27 protein-coding genes are annotated in these 25,406 nt (G+C 44.6%); 9 read left to right on the top strand and 18 right to left on the bottom strand.

Annotated features, from left to right (window positions below; all coding sequences use genetic code 11):
* Positions 1 to 26: 26 nt before the first annotated feature.
* A complete protein-coding gene (locus tag MSG33_RS13540; RefSeq protein ID WP_074191710.1) occupies positions 27 to 770 on the bottom strand; it encodes a YggN family protein in 744 nt (247 codons plus the stop codon).
* 61 nt (positions 771 to 831) lie between these two features.
* Positions 832 to 1,311 carry a GreA/GreB family elongation factor gene (locus MSG33_RS13535; RefSeq protein WP_054867209.1) on the bottom strand — a complete coding sequence of 160 codons (480 nt, stop codon included), beginning with the start codon at positions 1,309 to 1,311 and terminating at the stop codon, positions 832 to 834.
* 76 nt (positions 1,312 to 1,387) lie between these two features.
* Here MSG33_RS13535 and MSG33_RS13530 point away from each other — a divergent pair, with 76 nt between their 5' ends.
* Positions 1,388 to 3,313 (top strand): RecQ family ATP-dependent DNA helicase, encoded by a 1,926-nt coding sequence (locus tag MSG33_RS13530; RefSeq protein ID WP_248381423.1) that lies wholly within the window; start codon positions 1,388 to 1,390, stop codon positions 3,311 to 3,313.
* Here MSG33_RS13530 and dinB read toward each other — a convergent pair.
* The 11 genes from dinB to bolA all read right to left on the bottom strand — a co-directional run bounded on the left by dinB (position 3,310) and on the right by bolA (position 12,956).
* Complete coding sequence (gene dinB, locus MSG33_RS13525) at positions 3,310 to 4,338, bottom strand: DNA polymerase IV (RefSeq protein WP_230198196.1); 1,029 nt, start codon at positions 4,336 to 4,338, stop codon at positions 3,310 to 3,312. The genes MSG33_RS13530 and dinB overlap by 4 nt on opposite strands.
* Positions 4,339 to 4,449: 111 nt before the next feature.
* The gene (locus MSG33_RS13520) at positions 4,450 to 4,683 is read right to left on the bottom strand and encodes a DUF2789 domain-containing protein (protein WP_012841486.1); all 234 of its coding nucleotides are present in this window, start codon (positions 4,681 to 4,683) and stop codon (positions 4,450 to 4,452) included.
* 231 nt (positions 4,684 to 4,914) lie between these two features.
* Positions 4,915 to 5,148: a (Na+)-NQR maturation NqrM gene (gene nqrM / locus MSG33_RS13515; protein WP_005436655.1), complete on the bottom strand. Its 234-nt coding sequence runs from the start codon at positions 5,146 to 5,148 to the stop codon at positions 4,915 to 4,917.
* 22 nt (positions 5,149 to 5,170) lie between these two features.
* Positions 5,171 to 6,175 (bottom strand): FAD:protein FMN transferase, encoded by a 1,005-nt coding sequence (locus MSG33_RS13510; protein WP_047008896.1) that lies wholly within the window; start codon positions 6,173 to 6,175, stop codon positions 5,171 to 5,173.
* Positions 6,176 to 6,330: 155 nt separating this feature from the next.
* Positions 6,331 to 7,554: an NADH:ubiquinone reductase (Na(+)-transporting) subunit F gene (nqrF, locus tag MSG33_RS13505; RefSeq protein WP_005380271.1), complete on the bottom strand. Its 1,224-nt coding sequence runs from the start codon at positions 7,552 to 7,554 to the stop codon at positions 6,331 to 6,333.
* Positions 7,555 to 7,587: 33 nt separating this feature from the next.
* Entirely contained in the window at positions 7,588 to 8,184 is a 597-nt protein-coding gene (nqrE, locus tag MSG33_RS13500; protein ID WP_005380270.1) for an NADH:ubiquinone reductase (Na(+)-transporting) subunit E, read from the bottom strand.
* Between the two features lie 7 nt (positions 8,185 to 8,191).
* On the bottom strand, positions 8,192 to 8,824 hold the full coding sequence (locus MSG33_RS13495) for an NADH:ubiquinone reductase (Na(+)-transporting) subunit D (protein ID WP_005380269.1): 633 nt from the start codon (positions 8,822 to 8,824) through the stop codon (positions 8,192 to 8,194).
* A complete protein-coding gene (locus tag MSG33_RS13490) occupies positions 8,824 to 9,594 on the bottom strand; it encodes a Na(+)-translocating NADH-quinone reductase subunit C (RefSeq protein WP_006742550.1) in 771 nt (256 codons plus the stop codon). The genes MSG33_RS13495 and MSG33_RS13490 overlap by 1 nt, the downstream gene beginning before the upstream one ends.
* Positions 9,584 to 10,828: an NADH:ubiquinone reductase (Na(+)-transporting) subunit B gene (locus MSG33_RS13485; RefSeq protein WP_006742551.1), complete on the bottom strand. Its 1,245-nt coding sequence runs from the start codon at positions 10,826 to 10,828 to the stop codon at positions 9,584 to 9,586. Before MSG33_RS13485 ends, MSG33_RS13490 begins: the two co-directional genes overlap by 11 nt.
* A gap of 5 nt (positions 10,829 to 10,833) precedes the next feature.
* A complete protein-coding gene (locus tag MSG33_RS13480) occupies positions 10,834 to 12,174 on the bottom strand; it encodes a Na(+)-translocating NADH-quinone reductase subunit A (RefSeq protein ID WP_041853022.1) in 1,341 nt (446 codons plus the stop codon).
* Between the two features lie 473 nt (positions 12,175 to 12,647).
* Positions 12,648 to 12,956, bottom strand: coding sequence for a transcriptional regulator BolA (gene bolA, locus MSG33_RS13475; protein ID WP_005380262.1), 309 nt, complete (start codon positions 12,954 to 12,956; stop codon positions 12,648 to 12,650).
* A 243-nt stretch (positions 12,957 to 13,199) separates the two neighbouring features.
* Here bolA and MSG33_RS13470 point away from each other — a divergent pair, with 243 nt between their 5' ends.
* The 4 genes from MSG33_RS13470 (at position 13,200) to MSG33_RS13455 (ending at position 16,925) form a co-directional block, all read left to right on the top strand.
* Positions 13,200 to 14,354 carry a methyltransferase gene (locus tag MSG33_RS13470; RefSeq protein WP_248381276.1) on the top strand — a complete coding sequence of 385 codons (1,155 nt, stop codon included), beginning with the start codon at positions 13,200 to 13,202 and terminating at the stop codon, positions 14,352 to 14,354.
* Positions 14,355 to 14,386: 32 nt separating this feature from the next.
* Positions 14,387 to 14,956 carry a YajG family lipoprotein gene (locus tag MSG33_RS13465; protein WP_248381275.1) on the top strand — a complete coding sequence of 190 codons (570 nt, stop codon included), beginning with the start codon at positions 14,387 to 14,389 and terminating at the stop codon, positions 14,954 to 14,956.
* Entirely contained in the window at positions 14,956 to 15,501 is a 546-nt protein-coding gene (locus tag MSG33_RS13460) for a peptidylprolyl isomerase (RefSeq protein ID WP_134647147.1), read from the top strand. Before MSG33_RS13465 ends, MSG33_RS13460 begins: the two co-directional genes overlap by 1 nt.
* A gap of 71 nt (positions 15,502 to 15,572) precedes the next feature.
* On the top strand, positions 15,573 to 16,925 hold the full coding sequence (locus tag MSG33_RS13455; protein ID WP_006742554.1) for an MFS transporter: 1,353 nt from the start codon (positions 15,573 to 15,575) through the stop codon (positions 16,923 to 16,925).
* Positions 16,926 to 16,988: 63 nt separating this feature from the next.
* Here the strand turns inward: MSG33_RS13455 and MSG33_RS13450 are convergent, their stop codons facing one another.
* From MSG33_RS13450 to MSG33_RS13435, 4 genes are read right to left on the bottom strand one after another with little or no spacing between them, the layout of a single operon-like run.
* On the bottom strand, positions 16,989 to 17,648 hold the full coding sequence (locus tag MSG33_RS13450) for a ChrR family anti-sigma-E factor (RefSeq protein ID WP_048625904.1): 660 nt from the start codon (positions 17,646 to 17,648) through the stop codon (positions 16,989 to 16,991).
* Entirely contained in the window at positions 17,645 to 18,229 is a 585-nt protein-coding gene (locus MSG33_RS13445) for an RNA polymerase sigma factor (protein ID WP_005380255.1), read from the bottom strand. The genes MSG33_RS13450 and MSG33_RS13445 overlap by 4 nt, the downstream gene beginning before the upstream one ends.
* Before the next feature lie 44 nt (positions 18,230 to 18,273).
* Positions 18,274 to 19,632, bottom strand: coding sequence for a DUF4397 domain-containing protein (locus MSG33_RS13440; RefSeq protein WP_167426298.1), 1,359 nt, complete (start codon positions 19,630 to 19,632; stop codon positions 18,274 to 18,276).
* Complete coding sequence (locus MSG33_RS13435; RefSeq protein WP_005380253.1) at positions 19,629 to 20,225, bottom strand: LON peptidase substrate-binding domain-containing protein; 597 nt, start codon at positions 20,223 to 20,225, stop codon at positions 19,629 to 19,631. Before MSG33_RS13435 ends, MSG33_RS13440 begins: the two co-directional genes overlap by 4 nt.
* A gap of 323 nt (positions 20,226 to 20,548) precedes the next feature.
* Here MSG33_RS13435 and MSG33_RS13430 point away from each other — a divergent pair, with 323 nt between their 5' ends.
* The 4 genes from MSG33_RS13430 (at position 20,549) to csdA (ending at position 24,170) form a co-directional block, all read left to right on the top strand.
* On the top strand, positions 20,549 to 21,364 hold the full coding sequence (locus tag MSG33_RS13430; RefSeq protein WP_033905541.1) for an outer membrane protein OmpK: 816 nt from the start codon (positions 20,549 to 20,551) through the stop codon (positions 21,362 to 21,364).
* A 108-nt stretch (positions 21,365 to 21,472) separates the two neighbouring features.
* Complete coding sequence (gene panE, locus MSG33_RS13425) at positions 21,473 to 22,363, top strand: 2-dehydropantoate 2-reductase (RefSeq protein WP_248381274.1); 891 nt, start codon at positions 21,473 to 21,475, stop codon at positions 22,361 to 22,363.
* On the top strand, positions 22,360 to 22,959 hold the full coding sequence (locus MSG33_RS13420) for a DJ-1 family glyoxalase III (RefSeq protein WP_006742560.1): 600 nt from the start codon (positions 22,360 to 22,362) through the stop codon (positions 22,957 to 22,959). Before panE ends, MSG33_RS13420 begins: the two co-directional genes overlap by 4 nt.
* Positions 22,959 to 24,170: a cysteine desulfurase CsdA gene (gene csdA / locus MSG33_RS13415; protein ID WP_248381273.1), complete on the top strand. Its 1,212-nt coding sequence runs from the start codon at positions 22,959 to 22,961 to the stop codon at positions 24,168 to 24,170. Before MSG33_RS13420 ends, csdA begins: the two co-directional genes overlap by 1 nt.
* A gap of 33 nt (positions 24,171 to 24,203) precedes the next feature.
* Here csdA and MSG33_RS13410 read toward each other — a convergent pair whose 3' ends face one another.
* Positions 24,204 to 25,124, bottom strand: a complete 921-nt coding sequence (locus tag MSG33_RS13410) for a sensor domain-containing diguanylate cyclase (RefSeq protein ID WP_248381272.1) — start codon at positions 25,122 to 25,124, stop codon at positions 24,204 to 24,206.
* Between the last annotated feature and the right edge of the window lie 282 nt (positions 25,125 to 25,406).

Raw genomic sequence — 25,406 nt, 5'->3', positions numbered from 1 at the left:
ATTGAGTTCTACTTTTTGAAGGGTAATTAAATCGTAAATACTCGGTAATCTTTTAGCTCAGGGATTTTCTTCAACAAATCGTCTTCTTGCCCTGCCATGTCATCCAACGAGTCACACAAGTCTTCTGCTTGTTGCTCTACCTCTTTCGAATGCTCAGCTAAACGCTCTTCTACTTTCGCGCTGAGTTCAGCCATACTCTCCGATAATGCAGTGAGGTTTATTCCCCCCTCTTCCTTCATTTTTTTCGATAAAGCATCCAACGAACTCGCTAAAAACTCTTTATTGAAGATCTCTTGTGCTTTTGCAAAGTCTTCAGTCCACCCTTGTGTCATGGACTCAAAACTTTCCGCTGGTAGAATGAAATCGCCATCTTTGTAGTAACGTGATTCAACATCAGCGAAAAAGTCCTGCACTGCGACTTTGACGTTATCAAACGCGCCAGGTGCGTCTAGGCTTTCCGCGACATCATCGATGATGTCATTTGCAAGCGCTAAACCATCACTCGCCAACTGCTTTGCTTGTGGAATATACGCGTTCATTTTTTCGCGATAGTCTTCAATTGCCGCTTTTTGGTCGGCATTGAGTTCAATTAGCTCACCTTTGATGAAAAGGTTGTTATCTTCATCCACGACCGCTTTGTCACCCGTCGCTTGGCTAATTTCCAAGCTTTGTCCATCCATACGAACTTCATTATTGATGTCCACACGACACTGCGCTGCATAACCAGTTGCACTGACCATCAGCAATAAAAGTGTAAGAAGCTTTTTCATGTCATTCTCTTTTATTTAACATTACTCGTGTTAAACATAACACTGAGTGATACATGAGATGTCAGCAAACCGTCACGACTTCGTAACAAGTTGTTTTATCTCCTATTTTTACATCAATCTCATCGCCTTCTTCTTTCCCGAATAACGCTCGACCAAGAGGAGATTTTGCTGTTAAGACAAAAACTTCCTGAGCCTGATATTTAACAGTCAGACCACCAGAACAAGGGCCTACAAAGAAGTGCTTTTCAAGCAAATTCTCATCTGCGAGAACGACGTAAGCACCTACACCAACAGGTGCGCCTTTAAAGTCGCGAGTCACTAGAGCGCGATATTGACGCAGCTCGTCTTCACTCTCTTGGATTCGCATAGCTTGTCCATGAGCAAGATACGCGGCTTCAAGTGCTAACGTATCGTACTTATGCTCGGGAACAGTTTCTTCATCTGTCGCGGCATCAATGGCTCGCTGAGCCGATGCATGGGCCACTTGAAGTTTTTCTTCCAGATGTTGGATGATAATTTGGACTAAGTCAGCTTTATTCATACTTTTAGGACGCGCGTTTGGCACTCAGGGTGTGTTAATGTACCTAAGTTTACCATCAAAGAAAGGTTTCCCTATTATGCAAAGTGACTCGCTGCATCAAACACTTCAATCCGTATTTGGTTTTGACTCATTACGCCAAGGTCAACAACCCGTAATTGAAGCGGTTATGAATGGTTACTCTGCTGCGGCCATCTTTCCTACAGGTTCGGGTAAGTCTCTCTGTTACCAATTGCCAGCAACCGTATTGCCCAATCTTACGTTGGTGATCTCGCCGTTGTTGGCGTTAATGAAAGATCAGCTGAACTTTTTGCAAAGTAAAGGGATCCCGGCCGCTTCTATCGATAGCAGTCAAAGCAGAGAAGAGTCACAACGCGTCATGGCAGGGGTAAAAAATGGACAGATCAAAATATTGATGATTTCTGTTGAGCGCCTAAAAAACGAGCGTTTTCGTGAGTTCATTCGCCAAGTACCGATCTCTTTGATGGTGGTTGATGAAGCGCACTGTATTTCCGAATGGGGACATAACTTCCGCCCTGATTATCTCAAGCTACCGCAATATCAACGTGAACTGAACATTCCACAATCTTTGCTTCTCACTGCAACAGCAACGCCCGCAGTTATTGAAGACATGAAACAAAAGTTCGATATTGCCAGTGAACATATTACCGTTACAGGCTTCTACCGCCCCAATCTGGATATCTCGGTGATCCCGTGCGAGGAAGCAACGAAACAAGAAAAGCTAAGTGAGATCATCGCCTCTTCACCTAAGCTTCCGACTATCGTATACGTGACACAACAGCAGACAGCAGAGCAAGTAGCAAAGTCACTAATCCGTATTGGCATTAATGCTCACGCCTACCACGCCGGCATGAAAAGCGACGTTCGTGAACAAATCCAACAGCAGTTCATGGATAGCCAAATTGACTGTATTGTTGCAACGATTGCATTTGGTATGGGGGTCGATAAATCTGATATCCGCCGCGTCATTCACTTCGACTTACCCAAATCGATCGAGAACTACGCACAAGAGATTGGACGTGCAGGCAGGGACGGGCAACGTTCTGAGTGCATTCTGCTGGGCAATACGTCCGGCTTAACGGTGTTGGAAAACTTTGTCTATGGTGACACACCTGAACTAACCTCGATTAACTATGTAGTCGAGCAAGCGAAAGAACATGCTCCACAATGGGAGGTAGTGCCACTGCGCTTATCACGTGAAAGTAATATCCGCCAATTACCACTCAAAACCTTGTTGGTTTATTTGGAGCTACATAAACTCATTGAAGCAAAATACAGTTACTTTGCGGAATATCGCTTTAAGTTTTTGCACGATCAGCAATTTATTGTGAATCAATTTCAAGGCGAGCGACGTCAATTCGTGGAGGCTATTTTCTCCTGCTCGCAAAAAGCCAAAGTGTGGTGCCAAGTTGACCTAGAAGCGTTATGGATGAACTATCAACCGGAACGCAGCCGAGTTGTCGCAGCCCTCGACTATTTTCACCAGAATGGTTGGATAGAGCTAGAGAGCAAACAACTGACCGACGTGTACTCTGTTTTGCCAACCACACAGAGTTCTGATGTTTTAATCCAACAACTGTATGAACTGTTCCAATCCAAAGAAAGCAAAGATATCGAAAGAATTCACACTATGCTGCGCTTGTTCCAGTCAGAGCACTGTTTGAGCTCACAATTGGCGAACTACTTTTCTGATCACAATGCACCAAAGCAATGTGGTCACTGCTCCGTGTGTCGTGGTCAAGTCGCTTCGTTCCCAACACCACAAAGTGAGGATATTGAGCCACCTCAAGTAGCAATGTGGGTGCAGGAATTTATTCAGCTCTCCCCTTCAGCTATCAGCAATGATGCTGTCGCCCGCTTCTTGTGTGGAATTAGTACCCCTTTAATTAGCCAGCTAAAAGCTTCAAAACTGGCGGGTTATGGTGCGATGGCCAACACAAGCTTTGAACAAGTATTAGCTCAGGTAGAAGCAGTAAGAGCCTAGAAAAAGCTCAATTGACGCGCTTGGTTCTCGGGCTTGAGCATCACGTTCAAGCCTAAAAGGCGTATTTCCCGTCCGTTTTGGCGCTTAAGAATATCTCTTAGCAAGATCTTGAAGTCCTCAAGCTCTAATTGCGGATGGATATGCTCAATTGTTGTCAGTTGAAAGTCGGCAAATTTAACTTTAATACCTTGTTTAATAATCGATTTATCTGGGCTTGCACGCTCTAAGCGTTTCTCGAGTTCAGGATAAAGTTTATCCTCGATCACTTGCCAACATTCATCATAGCTCGAGATATTCTGGCTGAATGTCCGTTCCACACCGACGGATTTTCTCTCGCGCTCAACAACGACTTCTCGATTATCAATTCCATGGCTACGCTGCCATAAAGAGGCCCCCTGACGACCAAACTGCCTCAGCAATTCACGATAGTCGCTGTTTTTAATATCCTCACATCGATAAAAGCCCGCTTGATGTAGCTTCTCAAGACTCACCTTCCCTACTCCAGGAATGTTTTCCAGCGGAAGTGTATCGATAACTTCCTGGACCTTATCTGGCGGGATAACAAACTGACCGTTGGGTTTATTCATATCAGAGGCGACTTTGGCAAGGAACTTAATCGGTGCAATGCCCGCCGATGCCGTCAGCCCAAGCTCATTCCAAATGTCGCGTCGAATAGACTCTGCGATCAACGTTGCGGAGCCACGACAAGCTGTCGAGTCCGTAACATCGAGGTATGCTTCATCTAATGATAGAGGTTCAATGATAGGCGTATAACGCTCAAAAATAGCACGAATCTGCTGAGAGACTTGTTTGTACACGTGCATTCGACCGGGAACGACCAGTAGATGGGGGCAGAGTTGCAATGCACGCGCCGTTGACATTGCACTACGAACGCCATATTTGCGCGCCTCATAATTACAGGTGCTAATCACGCCACGCTGTTTTTCATGACCGCCAACGGCGAGTGCAATGCCACGGTAACTAGGATTATCTCTCATCTCAACGGCAGCATAAAAACAATCCATATCGACGTGAATGATTTTTCTAATTCGGTCTGACATAGCCATCAAATACTGTTCAAAAAAACAGTATAAATTAAATCTGCCTTGATAGAAATGAGAGTTTGTAGACGTGCTTTAATCTCGTAACATCACATCAAGCTGATCGACCAACTCTGCCCAGTCTGCGTCTTCTTCAATGGCTTGTTTGAGAAATGTGGCCTGCGAACTTGTCCAAAAGCTGGCTTCATGCAGAGGGGCTGAAGCTCTTTTGTGCCGATGTTCGTTAATAAAGTCCTTTATCTCTTGAGGAGAGCTGCCGAGGCCTAGTTGTTGAAACAATTCAGCCATACCGTGTTGATGCATTTCCATATTTCCTCCTAAGTTGACGCGCTTTAGTTTGAGTATATAACCAAATAACAGTTAAGTACGGTGATTAAAGGGAAATGACTTGGCTGTGAAGTCTGCACCGACTTAAGCTTCCGGTCATCCTAGATTAAACGTAGCAAGCAAAGTATAAACTCTCAGAGAAGTAGAGCGAGAAATATAAAAAAACCCAGCTTTGGCTGGGTTATTTTATATTACTATTTGGATGATCGATACTTAAGCAATTCGATCTTTTTCCCATGCAGCCAATTTCTCAGCTCGCGCCGCTTCACGTGCTTCACGTTTCTTACGCGCGTCACATGGTTCTGGACAGTTACATACTTTCTCAATACCTACTGCACCAAGACCGCCACAGCTACCCTTCACTACTTTCTTCTGGAAGATGTAGCCAACAGCCATCGCTGCGATTACCGCAACAAAAACTGCAAACGTAATTAGAAATGTACTCATAAGAACATGCTCACTTCTGTTGTTATTTCTTCATGAACGGCTTGTATGCTTCCGAAGCCAGCTCTTTAAAACCATTTTCCGTCTTCACAATCATGAAAACAGGAATATTATTTTCGTTCGCAATTGCCATGCCTTTGTCTTCACCTAGCACCATAAGACCAGTTGCAAGACCATCAGCAGTCATCGACGATTTATCTAATACCGTTACAGACACCACTTTATGATGAATAGGTTTGCCTGTTCGTGGATTAATAATATGAGAGTATCTCACACCATTACTCTCAAAGTAATTACGATAGTCACCACTTGTTGCAATTGCCATGTCCCCTGGCTCAATAATTTCTTGAATTGAGCGCTCATCAATAGTCGGCTTTTCAATCGCTATGCGCCACGGCACGCCTTCACGATTCACGCCTTTGAGGCGCATTTCGCCGCCCACTTCTACCATGAAGTTATGAACCCCTTCAGATTGAAGGTAGTCAGCAACCACGTCAACCCCCCAACCTTTAGCAATAGTTGATAAATCGACATACAAGTTAGGAATATCTTTGGACAATTTATTGCCATCAACAGATAGGTGGTGAATGCCAGTATTGGCTTTGCGTGCCGCTAGCTCTTCATCTGTAGGAACGACATCAGGGCGAGCTTCTGGGCCAAAGCCCCACAGGTTAACTAAAGGACCGACTGTCACATCCAATGCGCCTAAAGTAAGACCGTTGAGACGAATCGCTTCTTTGACTACGGTTGCTGTTTGTGTCGATACAGTAAATGGCTCACTCGTTTGATGCTGGTTAAAGCGACTTAATTCTGAATCATCACGGTAGGTCGACATTTGGTCATTGACTTCTTCCAGTAAGCGATCAATTTCCGTCTGCATCGCTTTTGGCGTAGGAATACCATCTTGCTCGATATATTTGATGTTATAAGAAGTCCCCATGGTAGGGCCACTTAGATGAATTTGATCTGCTGGCTGCTCACAGCCAGCCAAAATCAATAGAGAAGCGAATGCAACAAGCCACGTTTTCACTTGTTAACTCCCAATGTTGTTGAATTGATATGGGGAATGGGACCGATTACTTAAATCCAATTACCTATATCAACTGTTGAATATTATTTTTACTTCTACAAAAAATAATGGCTAGCTCTTAGAGAGCTAGCCATAGATTCAATCACTTGGAGGGATTAACCACCGAAGTCATCTAGTAGAATGTTTTCATCCTCTACACCTAGATCTTTTAGCATGCCGATAACAGCAGCGTTCATCATAGGTGGACCACACATGTAGTATTCACAGTCTTCTGGCGCTTCGTGATCACGTAGGTAGTTCTCGTAAAGAACGTTGTGAATAAAGCCAGTGTAACCATCCCAGTTATCTTCTGGAAGTGGATCAGACAGTGCACAGTGCCATACGAAGTTGTCATTCTCAGCTTGTAGCATATCGAAGTCTTCTACGTAGAACATTTCACGCTTAGAACGTGCGCCGTACCAGAAAGACATCTTACGCTTAGAGTGTAGACGCTTAAGTTGGTCGAAGATGTGTGAGCGCATTGGAGCCATACCAGCACCACCACCTACGAATACCATTTCTGCATCTGTATCTTTCGCAAAGAACTCACCAAATGGACCAGAAATAGTACACTTGTCGCCTTCTTTTAGAGACCAGATGTACGAAGACATGATACCTGGTGGTACGTCTGGGTTGTTCGGCGGCGGAGTTGCGATACGAACGTTAAGCATGATGATACCGTGCTCTTCCGGGTAGTTAGCCATTGAGTATGCACGGATTGTCTCTTCGTTAACTTTAGACTCGTAACGGAAAAGGTTGAACTTCTCCCAGTCTTCACGGTATTCCTCAGGAATATCGTAGTCTGCGTATTTCACGTGGTGAGCAGGTGCTTCAATCTGGATGTAACCACCAGCACGGAAAGGTACTGATTCGCCATCTGGAATTTGTAGCTTAAGCTCTTTGATGAATGTCGCTTTGTTATCGTTAGAGATAACGGTACATTCCCACTTCTTAACGCCAAAGATTTCTTCAGGAAGCTCGATGTCCATGTCAGTTTTCATTGCAACCTGACACGCTAGACGCTCACCTTCACGAGCTTCACCTTTAGTAATATGGTCAAGCTCGGTTGGTAGGATGTCGCCACCACCTGATTTAACTTTTACGCGACACTGACCACATGAGCCACCGCCACCACAAGCAGAAGATACGAATACGCCAGCACCGGCTAGAGCACTCAGTAGCTTACCACCTGGTTGTGTAACGATCGCCAGAGAAGGGTCATCGTTCACAGAAATTGTAATGTCACCTGTTGGTACAAGCTTAGACTTAGCGAAAAGAATCACTAGTACTAGTGCAAGTACGATCAGAGTAAACATCACTACACCAAGAATAATGTCCATTGACTATTCCTTAATTGTTGCGGTTTACCCGACTTACAGTTGAACACCAGAGAAAGACATAAAGCCTAACGCCATAAGACCTACAGTGATAAATGTGATACCAAGACCACGTAGACCTGGAGGTACGTCAGAGTACTTCATCTTCTCACGGATACCTGCAAGAGCAACGATTGCCAGCATCCAGCCCACACCAGAGCCGAAACCGTAAACGATAGATTCAGCAAAGTTGTAGTCACGTTGTACCATGAAAGATACACCACCGAAGATTGCACAGTTTACTGTGATCAGCGGTAGGAAGATGCCTAGCGCGTTGTACAAAGGTGGGAAGAAACGGTCTAGAACCATCTCTAGAATCTGTACAAGTGCTGCAATTACACCGATAAAGGTGATGAAGTTTAGGAAGCTAAGGTCCACGCCCTCAACTAACGCGTTCTCTCTCAGAACTAGGTTGTATACTAGGTTGTTCACAGGAACAGCGATAGTCAGTACTACCACAACTGCAACACCTAGGCCGAAAGAGGTCTTAACCTTCTTAGATACGGCAAGGAAAGTACACATACCTAGGAAGAAAGACAGAGCCATGTTTTCGATGAAAATCGATTTAACTAACAGACTAATGTAATGTTCCATGACGTCCTTACTCCTTCGCTTCTACTTGTTCTGGTTTCAGAATACGGATTACCCAGATAAGGAAGCCGATTAGGAAGAATGCTGATGGTGCTAGTAGCATTAGGCCGTTAGGCTGGTACCAACCACCGTTGCTCACTAGAGGTAGAACTTCTAGGCCAAATAGCTTGCCTGAGCCAAATAGCTCACGGAAGAAACCTACAGTGATAAGAACGAAACCGTAACCTAGACCGTTACCAATACCGTCAATAAGAGATGGTACTGGCGCAGACTTCATTGCGAATGCTTCAGCACGACCCATTACGATACAGTTAGTGATAATCAGACCAACGAATACAGATAGCTGTTTAGATATATCGTATAGGTAAGCTTTTAGCACCTGGTCTACCACGATTACTAGCGATGCGATAATTGCCATCTGAACGATGATACGCACACTGTTAGGAATGTGGTTACGGATCAATGAAACAGAGAAGTTAGACAGCGCAGTTACAAATGTTACCGCTAGCGTCATTACAAAAGCTGTTTCTAGTTTAGTTGTTACTGCAAGAGCAGAACATACACCAAGAACTTGTAGCGCGATTGGGTTGTTATCCAATACTGGCGCTAGAATGCTCTTTTTAACGTTTTGTGCACTAGACATTAGTTAAGTTCTCCGTCACGAACTTTTGCTAGGAAAGGACCAAAGCCCTTGTCACCTAACCAGAAGTCAAATGTGTGTTGAACACCATTACTAGTGAGCGTTGCTCCTGATAGGCCATCAACACCGTGCTCAGAACCTTGCGGTGCGCCGCCTTTCACGACCTTAATCGCTGGCTGATGATCTTCATTGTACAATTTCTTGCCAATGAATTGATCACGCCATGAAGGGTTCTCTACTTCACCACCAAGTCCAGGAGTTTCACCTTGCTCGTAGTAAGTAATAGCAGACACAGTGTTACCATCAGTTTCAACGGCTACAAAGGCATACATCATCGACCATAGTCCTTTACCGTGCATAGGCAAGATAACTTTTTGGACTTCATCTTGGTCTTTTACTAAGTACACCACTGCTGTATTCGCACGACGACGGATATCAGCGACGTCTTCTTCTGGTGTCAATGCGATTGAACGTTCTGCATCTTTTGATGCTTCACGCTGATCGTACGTAGATGCATTACCCTCAGTAAAGTTACCTGTTTCAAGGTCTACCAGACGAGGTTCGATGTACTCAGCAAATAGCTCTGGTACTTTCTTACCGTTCGCGTCAATGCCTGCAACTTCAACGATCTTTGATTGCTTATCTAGGACAGCGTTAGCTTTTTGCTTATCACGCAGACCTACTGCTGCTGTTGATACGATGATTGAACAAACAAGGCTCAACCCGATAACAACACCCAGCGTCTTTTTAATGCTGTCGTTATTACTTGCCATAGCGTGCTAGTCTCCGCTTGATGTTCTTCTCAATCACTACATGGTCGAACAGAGGTGCGAATAGGTTCGCGAATAGAATCGCCAGCATCATACCTTCTGGGTACGCCGGGTTAACTACACGGATCATCACACACATTGCACCAATCAGGATGCCGTACCACCATTTACCTTTGTTAGTAAATGACGCTGATACTGGGTCCGTTGCCATGAAGAACATACCGAATGCAAAACCACCTAGAACTAGGTGCCAGTGCCATGGCATGTTGAACATTGGGTTAGTGTCAGAACCGATCACGTTAAACAGAGTCGATACTGCAATCATACCGATCATTACGCCCGCAATGATGCGCCATGAAGCGATTCGCATGTAAACGATCATCGCTGCACCGATCATTAGAGCTAGAGTCGATACTTCACCAATAGAGCCAGGGATGTTACCGATGAAAGCGTCCATCCAAGTGATAGGAGAACCAGTTACTGTGTTAACTAGAGCACCGTTACCACCTTGAGCCCATTGGCTAAGAGCAGTTGCACCAGAGAAGCCGTCAGCTGCAGTCCATACTACGTCACCCGAGATTTGCGCTGGGTAAGCGAAGAATAGGAATGCACGACCTGCAAGTGCAGGGTTAAGGAAGTTACGACCTGTACCACCGAAGATCTCCTTCGCAACAACAACACCAAATGTGATACCTAGTGCCGCTTGCCATAGAGGTAGCGTTGGTGGAACGATAAGTGCGAACAAGATAGAAGTAACAAAGAAGCCTTCGTTTACTTCGTGCTTACGCACCATACAGAAAAGCACTTCCCAGAAACCACCAACAAGGAATACTGTTGCGTAGATAGGTAGGAAGTAGGTCGCACCTAGTAGCATCTTACTGCCAACCCCTGCATCAGCGGCAATCGTTCCGCCCAGCATTTCAGTTAGCCAGTAGTGCCAGTTACCAGAGATAACTGTCGCTAGTTGATCACCAGCGTACATGTGGTTAAGCGCTGCAATAGCTTGGCCACCTGCGTTGTACATACCCCAGAACATTGCTGGGAATACCGCAAACCAAACCATGATCATGATACGTTTTAGGTCAACGCTATCACGAACGTGCGAGCTTTTATTTGTTACGATACCTGGCGTGTAAAAAACTGTTGCTACAGCTTCGTACAGGGCAAACCATTTTTCGTGTTTACCACCAGGCTCAAAATGATGCTCGATGTCTTCAAGAAACTTTTTAAGAGCCATGAAAATTACCCTTCCTTCTCGATAGTATCTAGGCATTCACGAAGTAACGTACCGTACTCGTACTTACCTGGACATACAAAGGTACACAATGCTAGATCTTCTTCATCCAGTTCAAGCGCACCCAGTGCTTGAGCACTGTCTGTATCACCTGCACATAGATCACGAAGCAGCAGAGTAGGCTCCATATCTAGAGGCATTACGCGTTCGTAGTTGCCAATTGGAACCATTGAACGATCACTACCATTGGTCGTCGTTGTCATATTGAACAACTGACCTTTGAATACGTGACCAAGGAAAGAGCGAGTTACCGAGAACTTATTCTTACCAGGCATTGCCCAGCCAAATAGTTCTTTTTCACGGCCTTCACGTAATACAGAAACCTGTTGATGGTAACGGCCAAGGTATGCGTGTGGACCAGTTGCATGTGTACCTGTCAGTACAGAACCAGAAATCACACGAACTTCGCCAGGCATCAGCTCGTTATCTGTTAGGTCATCCAAGCTTGCACCGATTACGGTACGAACTAGACGAGGGTTATTCACAACTGGACCAGCTAGAGACACAACACGATCTGTGTATAGCTCACCAGTTAGGAACAGCTTACCGAACGCGATAACGTCTTGGTAGTTGATGCTCCATGCCACATTTTCTGCATTCACTGGGTATAGGAAATGCATGTGGGTGCCAGCAAGACCTGCTGGGTGAGGGCCATCGAAGACGTGTTCTTCTACGTTAGACTGTGAAGAGCGTGGCAAACTAGTGCCAGATTTACATACGTAAACCTTGCCTTCTGTCAGGGCTGAAAGAATGTCTAGACCAGCAATGAATGCTTCTTGTTGCTCATTAATGATCAACTCAGGCTTAGCTGCTAATGGATTAGTATCCATTGCAGTTACGAAAATAGCCTTAGTAGAAGACTCGATTGCAGGAACCTTGCTAAACGGACGAGTACGTAAAGCGGTCCATAGGCCAGAGTCAACCAACTGAGTCTTGATCACTTCACGATCTAGACCTGAAAGTTGAGCGGCTTCGAACTTATCAAATGTCACCTGCTCTTCACCTGCCACTTCAATCACTACAGATTGAAGGACACGTTTAGCGCCACGGTTAACTTCGATCACTTTACCGGCTGCTGGTGCAGTAAATTTCACGCCAGGGTTCTTTTTATCTTCAAAAAGAACTTGCGCTTTTTTCACTTCATCACCAACGCGGACATGCATGGTAGGACGCATGCCAACGTACTCTTCGCCAAGCAAGGCGACTTTTTTGATGGTCTTACCATCATTAATCACCTGGGATGGAGTTCCTGCGATAGGAAGATCCAAGCCCTTCTTTATTGTAATCATACGCACTTGCACTACTTTTATCGGGAAAAAGATTCTTTTGATTGCGTAACTTTTAGACACGACATCAGTGTCCGGTTTTGATGTTGTTTTAAACATCAAAATCGCAACATCCTATTAAAAATCTCGTCACAAGGAATACGCGAGATTTATCAGGTGCCGTAGTCTAGCATTTTTTAGGAACTTGATGCCATGACCAATCATTAGAATAGAGGGGTTATTTCGGTAGAATCAGGTCTAAAAGGTCAAAGAATAGTCATAACTTTGACCGATCGCACAAATGCCATATTCCATACATATCTTATGGAAAAGTCATATTCATCGCCTGAAATATCCTGCAATTTCCATTCATTTGTTGAAACACTGTTAACACATTTTTTAACCAGAATTTGTGCCACATCAATGCCCCTAAAGAATGTAAAGCGAAAAAAGATGGCCTTAGCCACCTTTTCTCTGCACCTTTATATTTTGCGTCTTTAGTGACCGCCACCCATACACATAGGGCTATCAGGAGCGCCATCTTGTTCTCGCTTCCACTCTTCATCAGTGTATGTATGGATAGCTAGTGCATGAATGTGGTTATCTAGCTCATCTGCCAAAATTTGATGAACTTGGCGATGGCGTCCAATCAAACGCTGTCCCGCGAACGAATCACTCACAACAATCACTTTGAAGTGACTCTCCGAGCCTGGTGGCACATTATGCATGTAGCTCTCATTAATCACTTTGAGATAGCTTGGTTGCAGCTCACTGTGTAGTTTCTTCTCTATGATTTCTTGGATCATATTCGTTCCTCATTGATGCGAATTCCATAAGTATATACCTAAGTAAAGCAGACGTGTATCACTCAAACATCACTCTCATTATTGATGCATTTTACGTTCAACTGATTTCAAAGCGCTTGACGCTATGAACATGCCTAGAGAGCGACCACCACTGAACACGTAAAATTTGACAGCTTTTTGTATCTCGACACGTCATCATTTGCGACAATAACACTTAATTTCTAAATCAACTTACATTTAGCTATGAAAACCGAACTGAATATTCACGAGCGAAGCTTAACACTTCATCGTTTCCCAAAACGCAGCAATGAAACTCTACAAGCGTGGGATGCCGGTGATGAGTATCTTATTAATCATGTTGAAGAACTTGCTTTGCCAGACAATCAAAACATCCTCGTGATTAATGACAGCTTTGGTGCCCTCTCCTGCTGGTTTTCAGAAAAGCACCATGTGACGCTAATGAGTGATTCTTTCATTTCTCATAAAGGTGTGCAGCAGAACCTTGAGCAAAACCAGTGCAATAAGGTAGTGTTTGCAACCACGATGGATCCCGTACCTTCCAATACTGATCTCGTATTGCTGCAACTGCCAAAAAGTAACCGTCACCTCGTTTGGATACTCAGTCAGTTAAGAAAAGCACTGCCTGCATCCTGCCCCGTCATTGCAGTTAATAAAGCGAAAGACATTCATACTTCAACGCTAAAACTGTTTGAAAAATATTTGGGTGAGACAAAAACCTCTCTGGCCTGGAAAAAGCACCGATTGGTATTTGCTCAAGCAACGGTTGACCCAACAATTGAAGTAAGCCCTTTCACGACTTGGCGCGTTGATGGCGAAGATATCGAACTCAAGAACATGCCAAATGTCTATTCAGGAGAAAGCTTAGATTTAGGTGCGCGTTTTATGCTTCAGCACCTACCTCAAGATCCATTGGTAGATAATGTTATCGATCTCGGTTGCGGTAATGGTGTTTTGTCTGTGAAGTTTGGTCAGCTGAATCCGAATGCTCGATTAACATGTGTTGATGAAAGCTTTATGGCGCTTGAGTCCGCGAAGCAGAACCTGCTAGATAACCTTGGTGAAGATAGAGACATACAGTGTGTTGCAAACAATTGTTTGGACGGTTTTAAACACAACAGCTGCTCTATGATTATGTGTAACCCACCCTTTCACCAACAGCAGGCAATCACCGATCATATTGCTTGGCAAATGTTCTGTGATGCAAAGCAAGTATTGAGTCAAGGTGGTAAGTTACTGGTGATTGGAAATCGTCATCTTGGTTACGACGCAAAACTAAAACGGCTGTTTGGCGATAAGAATGTGAAACTTATCGCTTCCAACAATAAGTTTGTGATTTTACAGGCCACAAAAAATCCTGCTAAATTAAGCGCAAAATAAGCTTTAGCAAAATAGTTAAAAGGAATAATAAAATGAGAAAATTGGTACTTGCGGCTTCGGTTGCGTTGCTTGCTGCGTGTTCAGCGCCTCAACAGCCTCAGCTGAATTTGATGCCAGAAAGCACACTGAGCACCAATCCAATTGTTCAAGGCAAGACTTACAGTTTGACCAGCAAAGATGTACGTGCAGCGCAGTACGTGGCGTTGGTGGATAACGGCCGTTCGAACATTCTTCCTCTTCATGCTAAACAGAATTTACGTATTGCGTTAGAAGAATCATTAGAGAAGCAGTTTTCATCTCAAGGCTTCCATGCCGATCTAAACAGCAACAATGCAATTGAATTAAACGTTCAAGAAGCATTAGTTAACGTAAAACATTCGGTGATGGAAAATAAGATGGATGCGAAAGTCGTGCTTGAAATCACCGCAGAAACACCAGAAGGCAAACTGGTCAAAACTTACACAGGCACTGCGAAGCGTTCTGGCACATTGAGTGCGTCTGATGCCGACATTGAGCAAACACTGAATGATGTTGTGACATTAACACTTAAAGAAATTGCCAATGATCCTGAGCTTCGTCAGTACATGCAGGAGCGTTTCTAATGTTACGCAAGGCAATTCTTTCTCTCGCGCTACTCAGCTGCAGCGTTTGGGCTGGACCAAAAGTGGCGTTTGAAACAACGTTAGGTTCATTTACTGTCGAACTGAATGAAGAGAAAGCGCCGATTACGGTAGCGAACTTCCTGAAATATGTAGAAGACGGTAGCTATGAAGGCACTATTTTTCACCGCATTATTCCAGGCTTTATGGCGCAAGGTGGTGGCTTTAACCAAGATATGCAAATGGTGAAGACTTACGCTCCAATCAAAAACGAGGGTAATAACGGTTTAAATAACGACCGTGCGACGATTGCAATGGCGCGCACCAACGCGCCTGACTCTGCTACTCGTCAGTTTTTTATCAATTTAGTCGACAATGATTTTCTAAACTACGGCGCTCGTCCACCGGGTTATGCGGTATTTGGCGAGGTCACGGAAGGATTCGACATTATCCAAAAAATGGCAAAACAGCCAACTACGACGACTCGCGGTATGCGTGATGTTCCCGAGACTCAAATCGTCATCACTAAAGCAACACTACTTAAATAGCCAAAACGATAAGCCCTTTGAATAATCGAAGGGCTTTCTCTTTCAACGGCTTCATTTTATTGGATTGATTTATGTCTTCATTACCTTCCATCACTTGGTTGGAAACGGTAAAAAGTTACCTCGATAAACGACTCATGTGGGTTTTCATGTTGGGCTGCTCTAGCGGCTTTCCGTGGGTACTTATCGGTTCAAATATGTCTGGCTGGCTAAAAGACGCTGGTTTGACCCTATCCGCAATAGGCTACTTTGGTAGTGTCTTTGCGGTTTATGCAATTAACTTTCTCTGGGCGCCACTCGTAGACCGGGTGAAGCTACCAGTGCTCTATCGACTACTTGGACAAAGGCGTAGCTGGATTTTCTTCTGTCAAAGCATCGTACTCGTCGCGACGGTATTTATTGCGGGCGTGAATCCAGCAGAGAACTTGGTGTTTGCGTCTCTACTCGCCTTGTGTATTGCAACCGCATCAGCCACACAAGACATTGCGATTGATGCTTTTCGTATTGATACTTTCCCAAAATCAGAAGAATCTAAGCTGCCACAAGCTTCTGCAATGGCGGTCATTGGCTGGTGGACAGGTTATTCACTACCGGGTTATTTAGCGTTTGTTAATGCTGATAGCGTCGGTTGGAATGGCGTGTATTACGGGATGGCGGTGATAGTCGGCATTCTAATGGTTTTTACGATTTTAGTCGGAGAGCCTAAAACTCAACGCGAACAACTTCAGTCTGCCGCTGAACAACGCCACAAAGAAGTGGTTGGTTCAAAAGTCGTGGCTTGGTTTACTGTGACTGTTGTAGAACCTTTCCTTGACTTCTTTAATCGCAATGGCGTCCGTGTCGCGATTACTCTTTTGCTGTTCGTTTTCCTATTCAAAATTGGCGAAGCGTTTTTGGGCAGGATGTCGATCGCGTTCTATAAAGATATTGGTTTTAGTAACGAACAAATTGGTTATTACTCCAAACTGATCGGATGGGGAGCCACTATCTTCTTTACCTTTGTCGGAAGCATGTTCAACGTCAGGTTTGGTATTGTACGTGGATTAATGATCGGCGGTATTGCTATGTCTGCCAGCAACTTGATGTTTGCTTGGATTGCATCGGTAGGCCCAAATGAGCACCTGTATTTAGCAACCATTATTGTCGATAACTTTACGACTGCTTTCTCAACTGTCGCTTTTGTTTCATTTTTGACGATTCTAACCGGACAAGCATTCTCGGCAACTCAGTATGCGTTGCTTGCCTCTTTGGGCAACTTCGGACGAACGACTCTTGCTTCTTTCAGTGGAGAACTGGTGGACTACCTCAATGACTGGAGCACGTTCTTTGTGCTTACCGCTGTTATGGTCGTGCCAAGCTTGATTATGTTGTACTCGCTACGACATTACTTTGATGCTCTATTGGAAAAGGCACGTCACAAGCACTAAGAAGCGCATCAAAAAACCACCGAATTCGGTGGTTTTTGTTTTGCGAGATATAAGATAAGAGGTCTATGGGTATAGCCCTTTGCCAAACATATTAAATATACGTGCCACACCTTGAGTAAAGATCATCGGCTCAGTCAGTACGGTTAAACACAAGCAATCTTCTCCGGCCTTAGTGTAAGGGCTGTGCTTCACTGACGCGTCTCTAATCATCAAATCGCCCTCTTCATATTGGCCATCCTCATCACTAAACCCACCATGTAGGATCAATGTAGATTCTAAGCCTTTGTGCGTATGTTGAGGGATTTGCACATCTTCTCCGATGTACATTAAGCTAACACGAGCATCTTCCCCTAGATCAATCTGAGCACTGAAAACCTTGCCTCCGTAACTTCTCCATGACCCTACAAGGTCAGAGAAACGCGCTAAGGTTTTGGGAAGTTCAAAGCTCTTTCCTGCAACATTCACTGCGGCAGGATCTCGGATAACGATGTTATCTGTCGCTGGCTCCGCATTGATAATATCATTGAACATATCGTCGAATTCAGGGACATATTCAGAGGGGATGTCGCTCACGATATTCGCTTGGCTGGCTTCGACTTGGTTCACATAAGCTCGGCACTTGGTGCATGTTTCTAAATGGGTTGCGACCACAAGACCAGAAACTGCATCAATGCTTCCCGAAGCGTATGCTTCTAACAAGCTGTTATCTGGGTGTTTGTTCATAGTTGCTCCGTATGCATTGAATGCCTTAGCTTTTCTACTGCAAGCCTCAGCCTGGATTTTACGGTACCGAGGGGTATATCAAATAATTCAGCGACCTGCTGATGAGGTAGCTCCTCAAGATACACCGCTTGTAAAACGTCTCTCTGATTTTTCGGTAAAATATCTAAAAATTTAACCACCTGCTCTTTCAACATGTCTTGCTCTGGTGAATAGTGATCAACAAGATCTGGTGGATAATATTCTGACGGCCAAATGTCATCAGAATGAATGTGTAACTCCTTACCTTTCTGCTTTCTCAACAGATCAAAGCATAGGTTTCGGATTATGGTGTATATCCAAGTCGATAACGCGCTCTTTTCCCCATCATAGAGGTGCGCTTTCTGCCAAACTGTCGCCATGGTCTCTTGCACCATCTCCATAGCAACTTGCTCATTACCAACATGTTTGTAAGCGAATTGCTTCAGCTTGGGTGCGTAAAAACGGAATACAAAAGCGAACGCGTCTTTATCTCGAGCCTTCACTTTGTCCATGTAATCGTTCCAATCACTGCGCCCCAGTTTTTTTGGGCTATCACTCATCATAATCGGCCTTAATTTTAGGGAGGAGTCATCTCCTCCCATTCGTCCTAATCGGTAACGTCATCAACCAACAAGTTGAAGCCACCGTTGTTCCCATCATCAATGGCAACCACCTGATACACAACACCATTCATCACATTGACTGGTGCTGAATCAACAGCAACCGTACTTGGATCGCCTGCCACTGTCACGGTTACATAATAGGTACCTTCAGCGACATATAATCCCTGAACGCTATCTTTGTACGCAAAATTAGCAATAGTTGGATCACTTCCATCTATTCCAGCGCTTGTAGTGAGATAAATATCCACCATTTCCGCTACGGGATTCGCCGCCGCGTGTGTCACATTCAGCGTCGCGCTAGTTGCCACTGCACGTCTCATGTCTTCAACAACTAGAGGTTCGATATCAATCGCTGGGCTAACAACACCGACTGCGTAAACACTGTAATCCATTCCGCCCGCAACCATTAATCCGTCAACATCGATAATAGGATTGGTTGTTGTGCCATCCACGTAAACGTCAATATCGTAAGCGCCAGCATCGAGATCCAAATAACCACGAATCTCTTTGAACGCTAAGTCGGCAAGAGGACCGAAGGCCGCCCCGTTAACGTTGACATCGACGATTGGCGCTCCATCGACAAGATGTCCAACTCTTACTTCAGCTTGGCTGCCCATATCCTCGATTATAGAAGATCCTGAACCATCCAATACCAACAACTTAACTGGTGACGTGCTATTTGAATCTCCGGTACTGATAGCGGCAATAGTCAAGTTTGAATTAGCAGCAAGAGATATTGTGCCCGAGTCAAAAGCAACGCTATCCCCAACAGCAAGTCGAACTTGGTACTCACCAGCGGGGATGTTCAATACGTCTGTAGATGCTTTATATGCAAGATTCATAAGCGGTGTCGCGCTAGCAAGATCAGCCCCTGGCTCAGTGACGTAGAGATCAACGGCAGGAACGCCAGACGCTGCATGAACAACTTGAACATCTAAACTATTGGCATCAGCCATTGAATCGGCGCTGCGAGTCACAACTAAAGGTTCTACTGGGTTTGGCGAACCATCGGCATCACCAACAACGAACACGTTGTAATTGAGGTCTGAATCGAGATCTAATTCTGTTTTAGGTATTACAGTCGCGGTTTCATCGCCTGGAAGTTGAACATCAACTTGAATTGAGTTCATGCCCTCACGTAACTTCATGTAACCAGAACCCATACCATAATCAACACCTGTCAATGATGACTTATCGTTTATCCACACATTTGCAAGCGGCGCATCAGAAGACGCATGTACTGCTTGCAAATTGGAATACTCGATGGTGTCGCTGTCGGAGCCACACGCCGCCAGTCCTAATGCCGCCACCATAGTTAGCGCAGCTCTGCTAAATCCTTTCATATCCTTGCCTCTTTGTTAGTCGGGGCTTCTATGGCTTCTGTCAGAAATTGCAACGCAGGAATGCAGTTCTCTGCGCCAACGAGCTGTTCGAACAGATTGCAGTCTAAAGGAAGTAATTCAAGCCAGCGCTGGGTCACCCAAGCTGAGTCATCGTAAAAACGATGCTGGTAGAGGTTTCCAAGTTGAGGAAACTCTTCATAAACATGGGATAACTGCTGGCTTAAATAGAAGAAATCTGGTGAGTTGTCTGGATGTTGCCAATTGTCTAACCATTCGACCTCTGCATGGCGTAAGCCGTCCGCATCTGCACGAACTCGCTTGACAACAAAGCGTTTCTCACCAGCGACTGTAATACCAAGAAGACCATCACTGAGTGTTTCAAAATCAACGATCCTGACCAAAGTTCCGATAGATGAAACATTTCCCACGTCTTTAGGGTCACCTTCACTACCTACTAGGCAAACTCCAAAACCCACATTTTGTAGGCTGCATTCCTTTACCATTCGCTTATATCGTGGCTCAAAAATGCGCAAATTCATTTTACCTTCAGGGAGTACAACTGAAGTGAGTGGGAATAACATGACTTCTTTCATTCAAACGTCCTCTTTGATTCACCGATACATACGAATCCCTTATCACTCCGATCACTAACGATTTATGTTGGTTAATCGACTGGCTTAAAAAGTCATAAAATCGCTTACGCAAACGATCCAAATCACACATTTATTGCAATCAAATGCAACAAACAAAAAGTTCCGTAAATAAAGATAATTTCGTGACGCAACTCACCAAAAACGTTCAATTTTGCACCCTTTATCACTTTCATTTGGGATTTTTATCGCTATTATTCCCGCCAATTGGAAAGCGCAGCACAGATTGCGTGTTCTGAATCATTACAAACATAGAGAGTCCCCTTATGCGTAAATCACTTTTAGCTCTTAGCCTTCTAGCGGCTACTTCAGCTCCAGTTATGGCTGCTGACTACTCAGATGGCGATATCCACAAGAACGATTACAAGTGGATGCAGTTCAACATCATGGGCGCAATAAATGAGAAAGGTCCTTACGAATCAACTCACGATTACCTAGAAATGGAATTTGGCGGTCGCTCTGGTATTTTCGACCTTTACGGCTACGTTGACGTATTCAACCTAACTTCCGACAGCAGCAGTGATAAAGCTGATAAAGATGGTAAAATCTTTATGAAGTTCGCCCCTCGTATGTCTCTAGACGCTATTACTGGTAAAGACTTATCTTTCGGTCCAGTACAAGAGCTTTACTTGTCTACTCTTTTTGAATGGGACGGTAACAATGGCGGTGTTAACACTCAGAAAGTAGGTCTTGGTTCTGACGTAATGGTTCCTTGGTTTGGTAAAATGGGTCTAAACCTTTACGGCACTTACGACTCAAACCAAAAAGATTGGAACGGTTTCCAAATCTCGACTAACTGGTTCAAACCATTCTACTTCTTCGAGAACGGTTCATTCATCTCTTACCAAGGTTACATCGATTACCAATTTGGTATGAAAGACGAGTATTCTCAAGTTAGTAATGGCGGTGCTATGTTCAACGGTATCTACTGGCACTCTGACCGCTTCGCGGTAGGTTACGGTCTGAAGCTATACCATGACGTATATGGTTTCGAAGATGGTACTGGTCTACCATGGGATTCTTCGACAAAATCTGAGTCTTCAGGCGTAGGTCACTACGTAGCTGTAACTTACAAGTTCTAATTGAACCACTAAGTTTCATCAAAAATGGCGCCTTTCGGCGCCATTTTTATTTGCTTTCCTTTTTTCCCTCATTATCCTTGCAGCAAACCTTTTTAATGAGAGCGTTTGGTGAATATCCTTATCCTCGGTCCAGGTGCGGTGGGCTCACTCTGGGCAACAAAATTTCAGCTTGCCGGACACAATGTTTCATTGTGGGGAAGAAGTTCAGAGAGACAACAATCACTTCAGTTGGATGACACACCCGCAACCGTATTCAGTAATCAAGATATTTCCTCCGTAAATAAAGCGGATCTCATTTTGATCACGGTAAAAGTTTGGCAAGTGGAAGACGCCATTCAGCCTTTACTGCCTCATATCAACGCTGACACGATTATCATGCTGATGCACAATGGTATGGGTACCGCCTCTGGCGTAGAGAAGGCTCTGCCAAACAATCCGATAGTGCTCGCCACAACGACGCACGGCGCATACAAACCAGATAACCAACACGTACTGCATACCGGTCACGGAACAACGCAAGTGGGTGGTTATAATGACAAGGGAATGCAGTGCGCTTTTCTGCAAGATGTTATGCATCATGCCCTTCCAGAGGCCATTTGGAATCCACACATCCGATCTGCGTTATGGACTAAGTTAGCAATTAACTGCGCGATTAACCCACTGACTGCGATTCACCAGTGTAAGAATGGTGAGCTTGCGCAGCCCGAGTTTAAGATACAACTCGAAAGTATCACTCAAGAACTGGTTGAAGTAATGAGTAAAGAAGGTATTGCTATCGAGTTTCGCTCTCTTTTCGATACGGTAATGCAAGTGGTGAACGCCACAGCTGAGAACTATTCTTCAATGAGACAAGACGTATTCCATCAGCGTCGAACGGAAATTGATTTTATAACCGGATACTTGTTAAAGGCTGCCGAGAAACATCACATCAATACGCCTGAGAATTTAAAACTTTACCAACGCATCAAACAAATAGAACAAAGCTGGACAGAACAATGAGTAAGAAAATCTTAGTGCCAATCGCTCCGGGCACCGAAGAAATGGAAGCCGTCACCGTTATCGACATGATGGTTCGCGCGGGTTATGACGTTACGGTAGCGAGTGCTGCTTTTGATGGCTCATTGACGATGAAAGCTTCTCGCGGAGTCACACTAACAGCCGATTGTAAGCTAGTCGATATCGCTGATGATGAGTTTGACGCCATAGCGCTTTCTGGTGGTGTTGGTGGTGCAGAAATTTTTCGTGATAGCACGGTGATGATAGAAATCCTTAAGCAGCACATCTACGAGGGAAAGTTGGTCGCTGCTATCTGCGCAGCACCGGCGTTGGTATTGCAACACCATGATCTTTTCCCACAATCACTGATGACCTGTCACCCGAGCTTTCAGTCACATATCCCGGAAGAGAAGTGGCGCAGCAAACGCGTGACCTTTGATATCAACCACAACCTTATCACCAGTCAAGGTCCGGGCACTGCTTTAGAGTTCGCAATGGAAGTAATCATTCAACTCTCAGGTAAAAAACACGCATGGTCAGTTGCTGAACCAATGATCCCTCTGCCTACTCTGCATTACCATAAGCTTGGTGAAGAATAATGTTTGACGTAAATGCTGTACGTGAGCAATTTCCCGCTCTAAATCAATCCGTCAACGATACGCCCTTAGTGTATCTAGATAGCGCAGCGACAACGCAAAAACCGCAATGTGTGATTGATGTCATCAGTCATTACTACAGTGCGCAAAATGCCAATGTTCACCGTGGCAGTCATAGTTTAACGGCTAATGCCACCAGCCAATTTGAAGCGGCACGAGAACGAGTGGCAAACTTTATTGGTGCAAACAGCTCTAAAGAGATCATTTGGACACGGGGCGCAACCGAAGCACTGAACTTAATTGCTCAGACTTACGCCCGCAGCACGTTACAACCGGGTGATGAGATCTTGATTAGCGAGATGGAGCACCACGCTAACATCGTGCCTTGGCAAATCGTGGCAGAGCAAACGGGCGCCAAAGTCATAAAAGTTCCAATGACATCAGATTGCCAGTTCGACATCAGTGCATTTGAGGCGCTTCTGTCTGACCGCTGTAAAATTGTTGCTTGTGCGCAAATCACCAACGTCACGGGCACACGACAACCTATCGAAAAAATCACTGAACTAGCGCACAGCGTTGGCGCGGTTGTTGTGATTGATGGCGCTCAAGGCATCGTCCATGAGCAGCTTGATTTATCGGTATCAGATATCGATTTTTACGTTTTCTCAGGTCACAAACTTTATGCGCCAGCAGGTATTGGCGTTTTATACGGCAAGCTTGAACTTTTGGAAGCCATGCCACCATGGCACGGCGGTGGTAAAATGGTTGAACGCGTTTCGTTCGAGAAAACGACGTTTTCTGCACTTCCTGGTAAATTTGAAGCGGGCACACCAAACGTTGCGGGCGCGATTGCTCTAGCGAAAGCCATTGAGTGGTACCAAGGTTTTGACCATCACGCAGTCGAGGATCATCTCCATGCGCTTCAGGATAAGGCCTACCAAGCACTAAGCGCTTTGGATGACATCCATATTCTAGGCTACCAACCGAACGCTTCTGTACTGACGTTCGTAATGGACGATGTTCATCACCAAGATATTGCGACGCTGCTCGATCAACAAGGCATTGCGGTACGAGCAGGACACCACTGCGCTCACCCATTGATGGATGCGCTAAACGTTAAAGGCACGGTACGCGTTTCTTTTGGTATTTATAACACGGCTGAAGATGTGGATAGACTCATCGCCGCCGTAGAAAAAGCCGTCGACATGCTATAACGCCAACGGTTTGATTTGGAGTAACCAACAAGGTTACTCCATCTGCCTATCCAGAGTCGCCACGCAATTTCTGCCATTTCTTTTCGCAGCATAAAGCGCTTTATCTGCATGCGCATACAAACGTTTGGTGGTTTCATTTCTGCCTATTTCCACCACGCCTACACTCACCGTGACCGGAATTTCAATCTTTTCAAATTCGAACTGACAATTTTGAATGTGGGAACGTACTTCCTCTCCTACCTCTTTCGCCGCCGACAGAGAAGTTTCTGGCAAAATAATCGCAAACTCCTCCCCTCCGACTCTTGCAAAAATTTCGTCTTTGACGAGTAAGTGAGAAACCAAATCAGCTAACGTCTCTAAGACATAATCCCCCGCATCATGACCACGTTTATCATTGATGACTTTAAAAAAATCCAAATCAAATAATAACAACGCGGAGTGATAATCCGGAGCTTGGGATTTAATAACTTCTTCTGTGAGCTTTTCGAAAAAGACACGTCGATTGTAGATGTTGGTAAGAGCATCAATTTGGCTTTGATGGCGAAGAAGGGTTTCAACTCGGTGGCGATTGGAGATGTTGCGTGTAAGAATAAGGACAACGCGACGACCTCGGTATTTTATAGCGAGTGGGGAGATCTTGCCTTCGTAGTATAGGTCGCCTCTTGGCCCACTGTTAGCATCTATTCCCTGAATGCTGTCGGCGCACATCTTGTACTCGATCGTCACAATACTGTCTTGTTTCAGTGACCGATTTATCTGTTCGATAAACCAGTCAGCTTTATCTTTCTCAAGTACGCTGTACAGCGTCTCACCTATCAAATTACTTCCATCGTGATAGGCTTTTTTATCTGTTCCTCCAAAAACATCAATATAGATACCATCTTCACTCAGAATAAAAGTGGGGTCTGGCATTCCGGATAACACGTCTTGCGCATGTTCCAAGGTGAATTGCATATAGGGAGGTTCCTAGCATTTGTATCTAAGTAACCCAATCGCTTCCAAGTGTGTTTCCACATTGGGGAATAGGAGCGAATGGGGCATATGTCTATTATCTAATATAGACAAATTTTAAATACAATTGAGTTTATAAAAACCAAGTGGGCAATATAATGAACCAGGATCAATAGAATGGTTAATTAACGCTAAAATAGTCGACCATTTGCATACTTTTTATCCATATGCAAAAAATATCTCAACTCAGATACAAAAAACGCCAAACAGCTAGGCTATTCGGCG

The sequence above is a fragment of the Vibrio sp. 1CM7H genome (genome assembly GCF_023161645.1).
Lineage (GTDB): Bacteria > Pseudomonadota > Gammaproteobacteria > Enterobacterales > Vibrionaceae > Vibrio > Vibrio diabolicus.
This window is presented reverse-complemented; position numbering and strand designations above follow the sequence as displayed.

Bases quoted from the DNA above. Each gene is read 5' to 3' on its own strand.
- MSG33_RS13540 (WP_074191710.1), bottom strand. From the start codon at position 770: ATGAAAAAGCTTCTTACACTTTTATTGCTGATGGTCAGTGCAACTGGT.
- MSG33_RS13535 (WP_054867209.1), bottom strand. From the start codon at position 1,311: ATGAATAAAGCTGACTTAGTCCAAATTATCATCCAACATCTGGAAGAA.
- MSG33_RS13530 (WP_248381423.1), top strand. From the start codon at position 1,388: ATGCAAAGTGACTCGCTGCATCAAACACTTCAATCCGTATTTGGTTTT.
- dinB (WP_230198196.1), bottom strand. From the start codon at position 4,338: ATGGATTGTTTTTATGCTGCCGTTGAGATGAGAGATAATCCTAGTTAC.
- MSG33_RS13520 (WP_012841486.1), bottom strand. From the start codon at position 4,683: ATGGAAATGCATCAACACGGTATGGCTGAATTGTTTCAACAACTAGGC.
- nqrM (WP_005436655.1), bottom strand. From the start codon at position 5,148: ATGAGTACATTTCTAATTACGTTTGCAGTTTTTGTTGCGGTAATCGCA.
- nqrF (WP_005380271.1), bottom strand. From the start codon at position 7,554: ATGGACATTATTCTTGGTGTAGTGATGTTTACTCTGATCGTACTTGCA.
- nqrE (WP_005380270.1), bottom strand. From the start codon at position 8,184: ATGGAACATTACATTAGTCTGTTAGTTAAATCGATTTTCATCGAAAAC.
- MSG33_RS13495 (WP_005380269.1), bottom strand. From the start codon at position 8,824: ATGTCTAGTGCACAAAACGTTAAAAAGAGCATTCTAGCGCCAGTATTG.
- MSG33_RS13490 (WP_006742550.1), bottom strand. From the start codon at position 9,594: ATGGCAAGTAATAACGACAGCATTAAAAAGACGCTGGGTGTTGTTATC.
- MSG33_RS13485 (WP_006742551.1), bottom strand. From the start codon at position 10,828: ATGGCTCTTAAAAAGTTTCTTGAAGACATCGAGCATCATTTTGAGCCT.
- MSG33_RS13480 (WP_041853022.1), bottom strand. From the start codon at position 12,174: ATGATTACAATAAAGAAGGGCTTGGATCTTCCTATCGCAGGAACTCCA.
- bolA (WP_005380262.1), bottom strand. From the start codon at position 12,956: ATGATCCAAGAAATCATAGAGAAGAAACTACACAGTGAGCTGCAACCA.
- MSG33_RS13470 (WP_248381276.1), top strand. From the start codon at position 13,200: ATGAAAACCGAACTGAATATTCACGAGCGAAGCTTAACACTTCATCGT.
- MSG33_RS13465 (WP_248381275.1), top strand. From the start codon at position 14,387: ATGAGAAAATTGGTACTTGCGGCTTCGGTTGCGTTGCTTGCTGCGTGT.
- MSG33_RS13460 (WP_134647147.1), top strand. From the start codon at position 14,956: ATGTTACGCAAGGCAATTCTTTCTCTCGCGCTACTCAGCTGCAGCGTT.
- MSG33_RS13455 (WP_006742554.1), top strand. From the start codon at position 15,573: ATGTCTTCATTACCTTCCATCACTTGGTTGGAAACGGTAAAAAGTTAC.
- MSG33_RS13450 (WP_048625904.1), bottom strand. From the start codon at position 17,648: ATGAACAAACACCCAGATAACAGCTTGTTAGAAGCATACGCTTCGGGA.
- MSG33_RS13445 (WP_005380255.1), bottom strand. From the start codon at position 18,229: ATGATGAGTGATAGCCCAAAAAAACTGGGGCGCAGTGATTGGAACGAT.
- MSG33_RS13440 (WP_167426298.1), bottom strand. From the start codon at position 19,632: ATGAAAGGATTTAGCAGAGCTGCGCTAACTATGGTGGCGGCATTAGGA.
- MSG33_RS13435 (WP_005380253.1), bottom strand. From the start codon at position 20,225: ATGAAAGAAGTCATGTTATTCCCACTCACTTCAGTTGTACTCCCTGAA.
- MSG33_RS13430 (WP_033905541.1), top strand. From the start codon at position 20,549: ATGCGTAAATCACTTTTAGCTCTTAGCCTTCTAGCGGCTACTTCAGCT.
- MSG33_RS13420 (WP_006742560.1), top strand. From the start codon at position 22,360: ATGAGTAAGAAAATCTTAGTGCCAATCGCTCCGGGCACCGAAGAAATG.
- csdA (WP_248381273.1), top strand. From the start codon at position 22,959: ATGTTTGACGTAAATGCTGTACGTGAGCAATTTCCCGCTCTAAATCAA.
- MSG33_RS13410 (WP_248381272.1), bottom strand. From the start codon at position 25,124: ATGCAATTCACCTTGGAACATGCGCAAGACGTGTTATCCGGAATGCCA.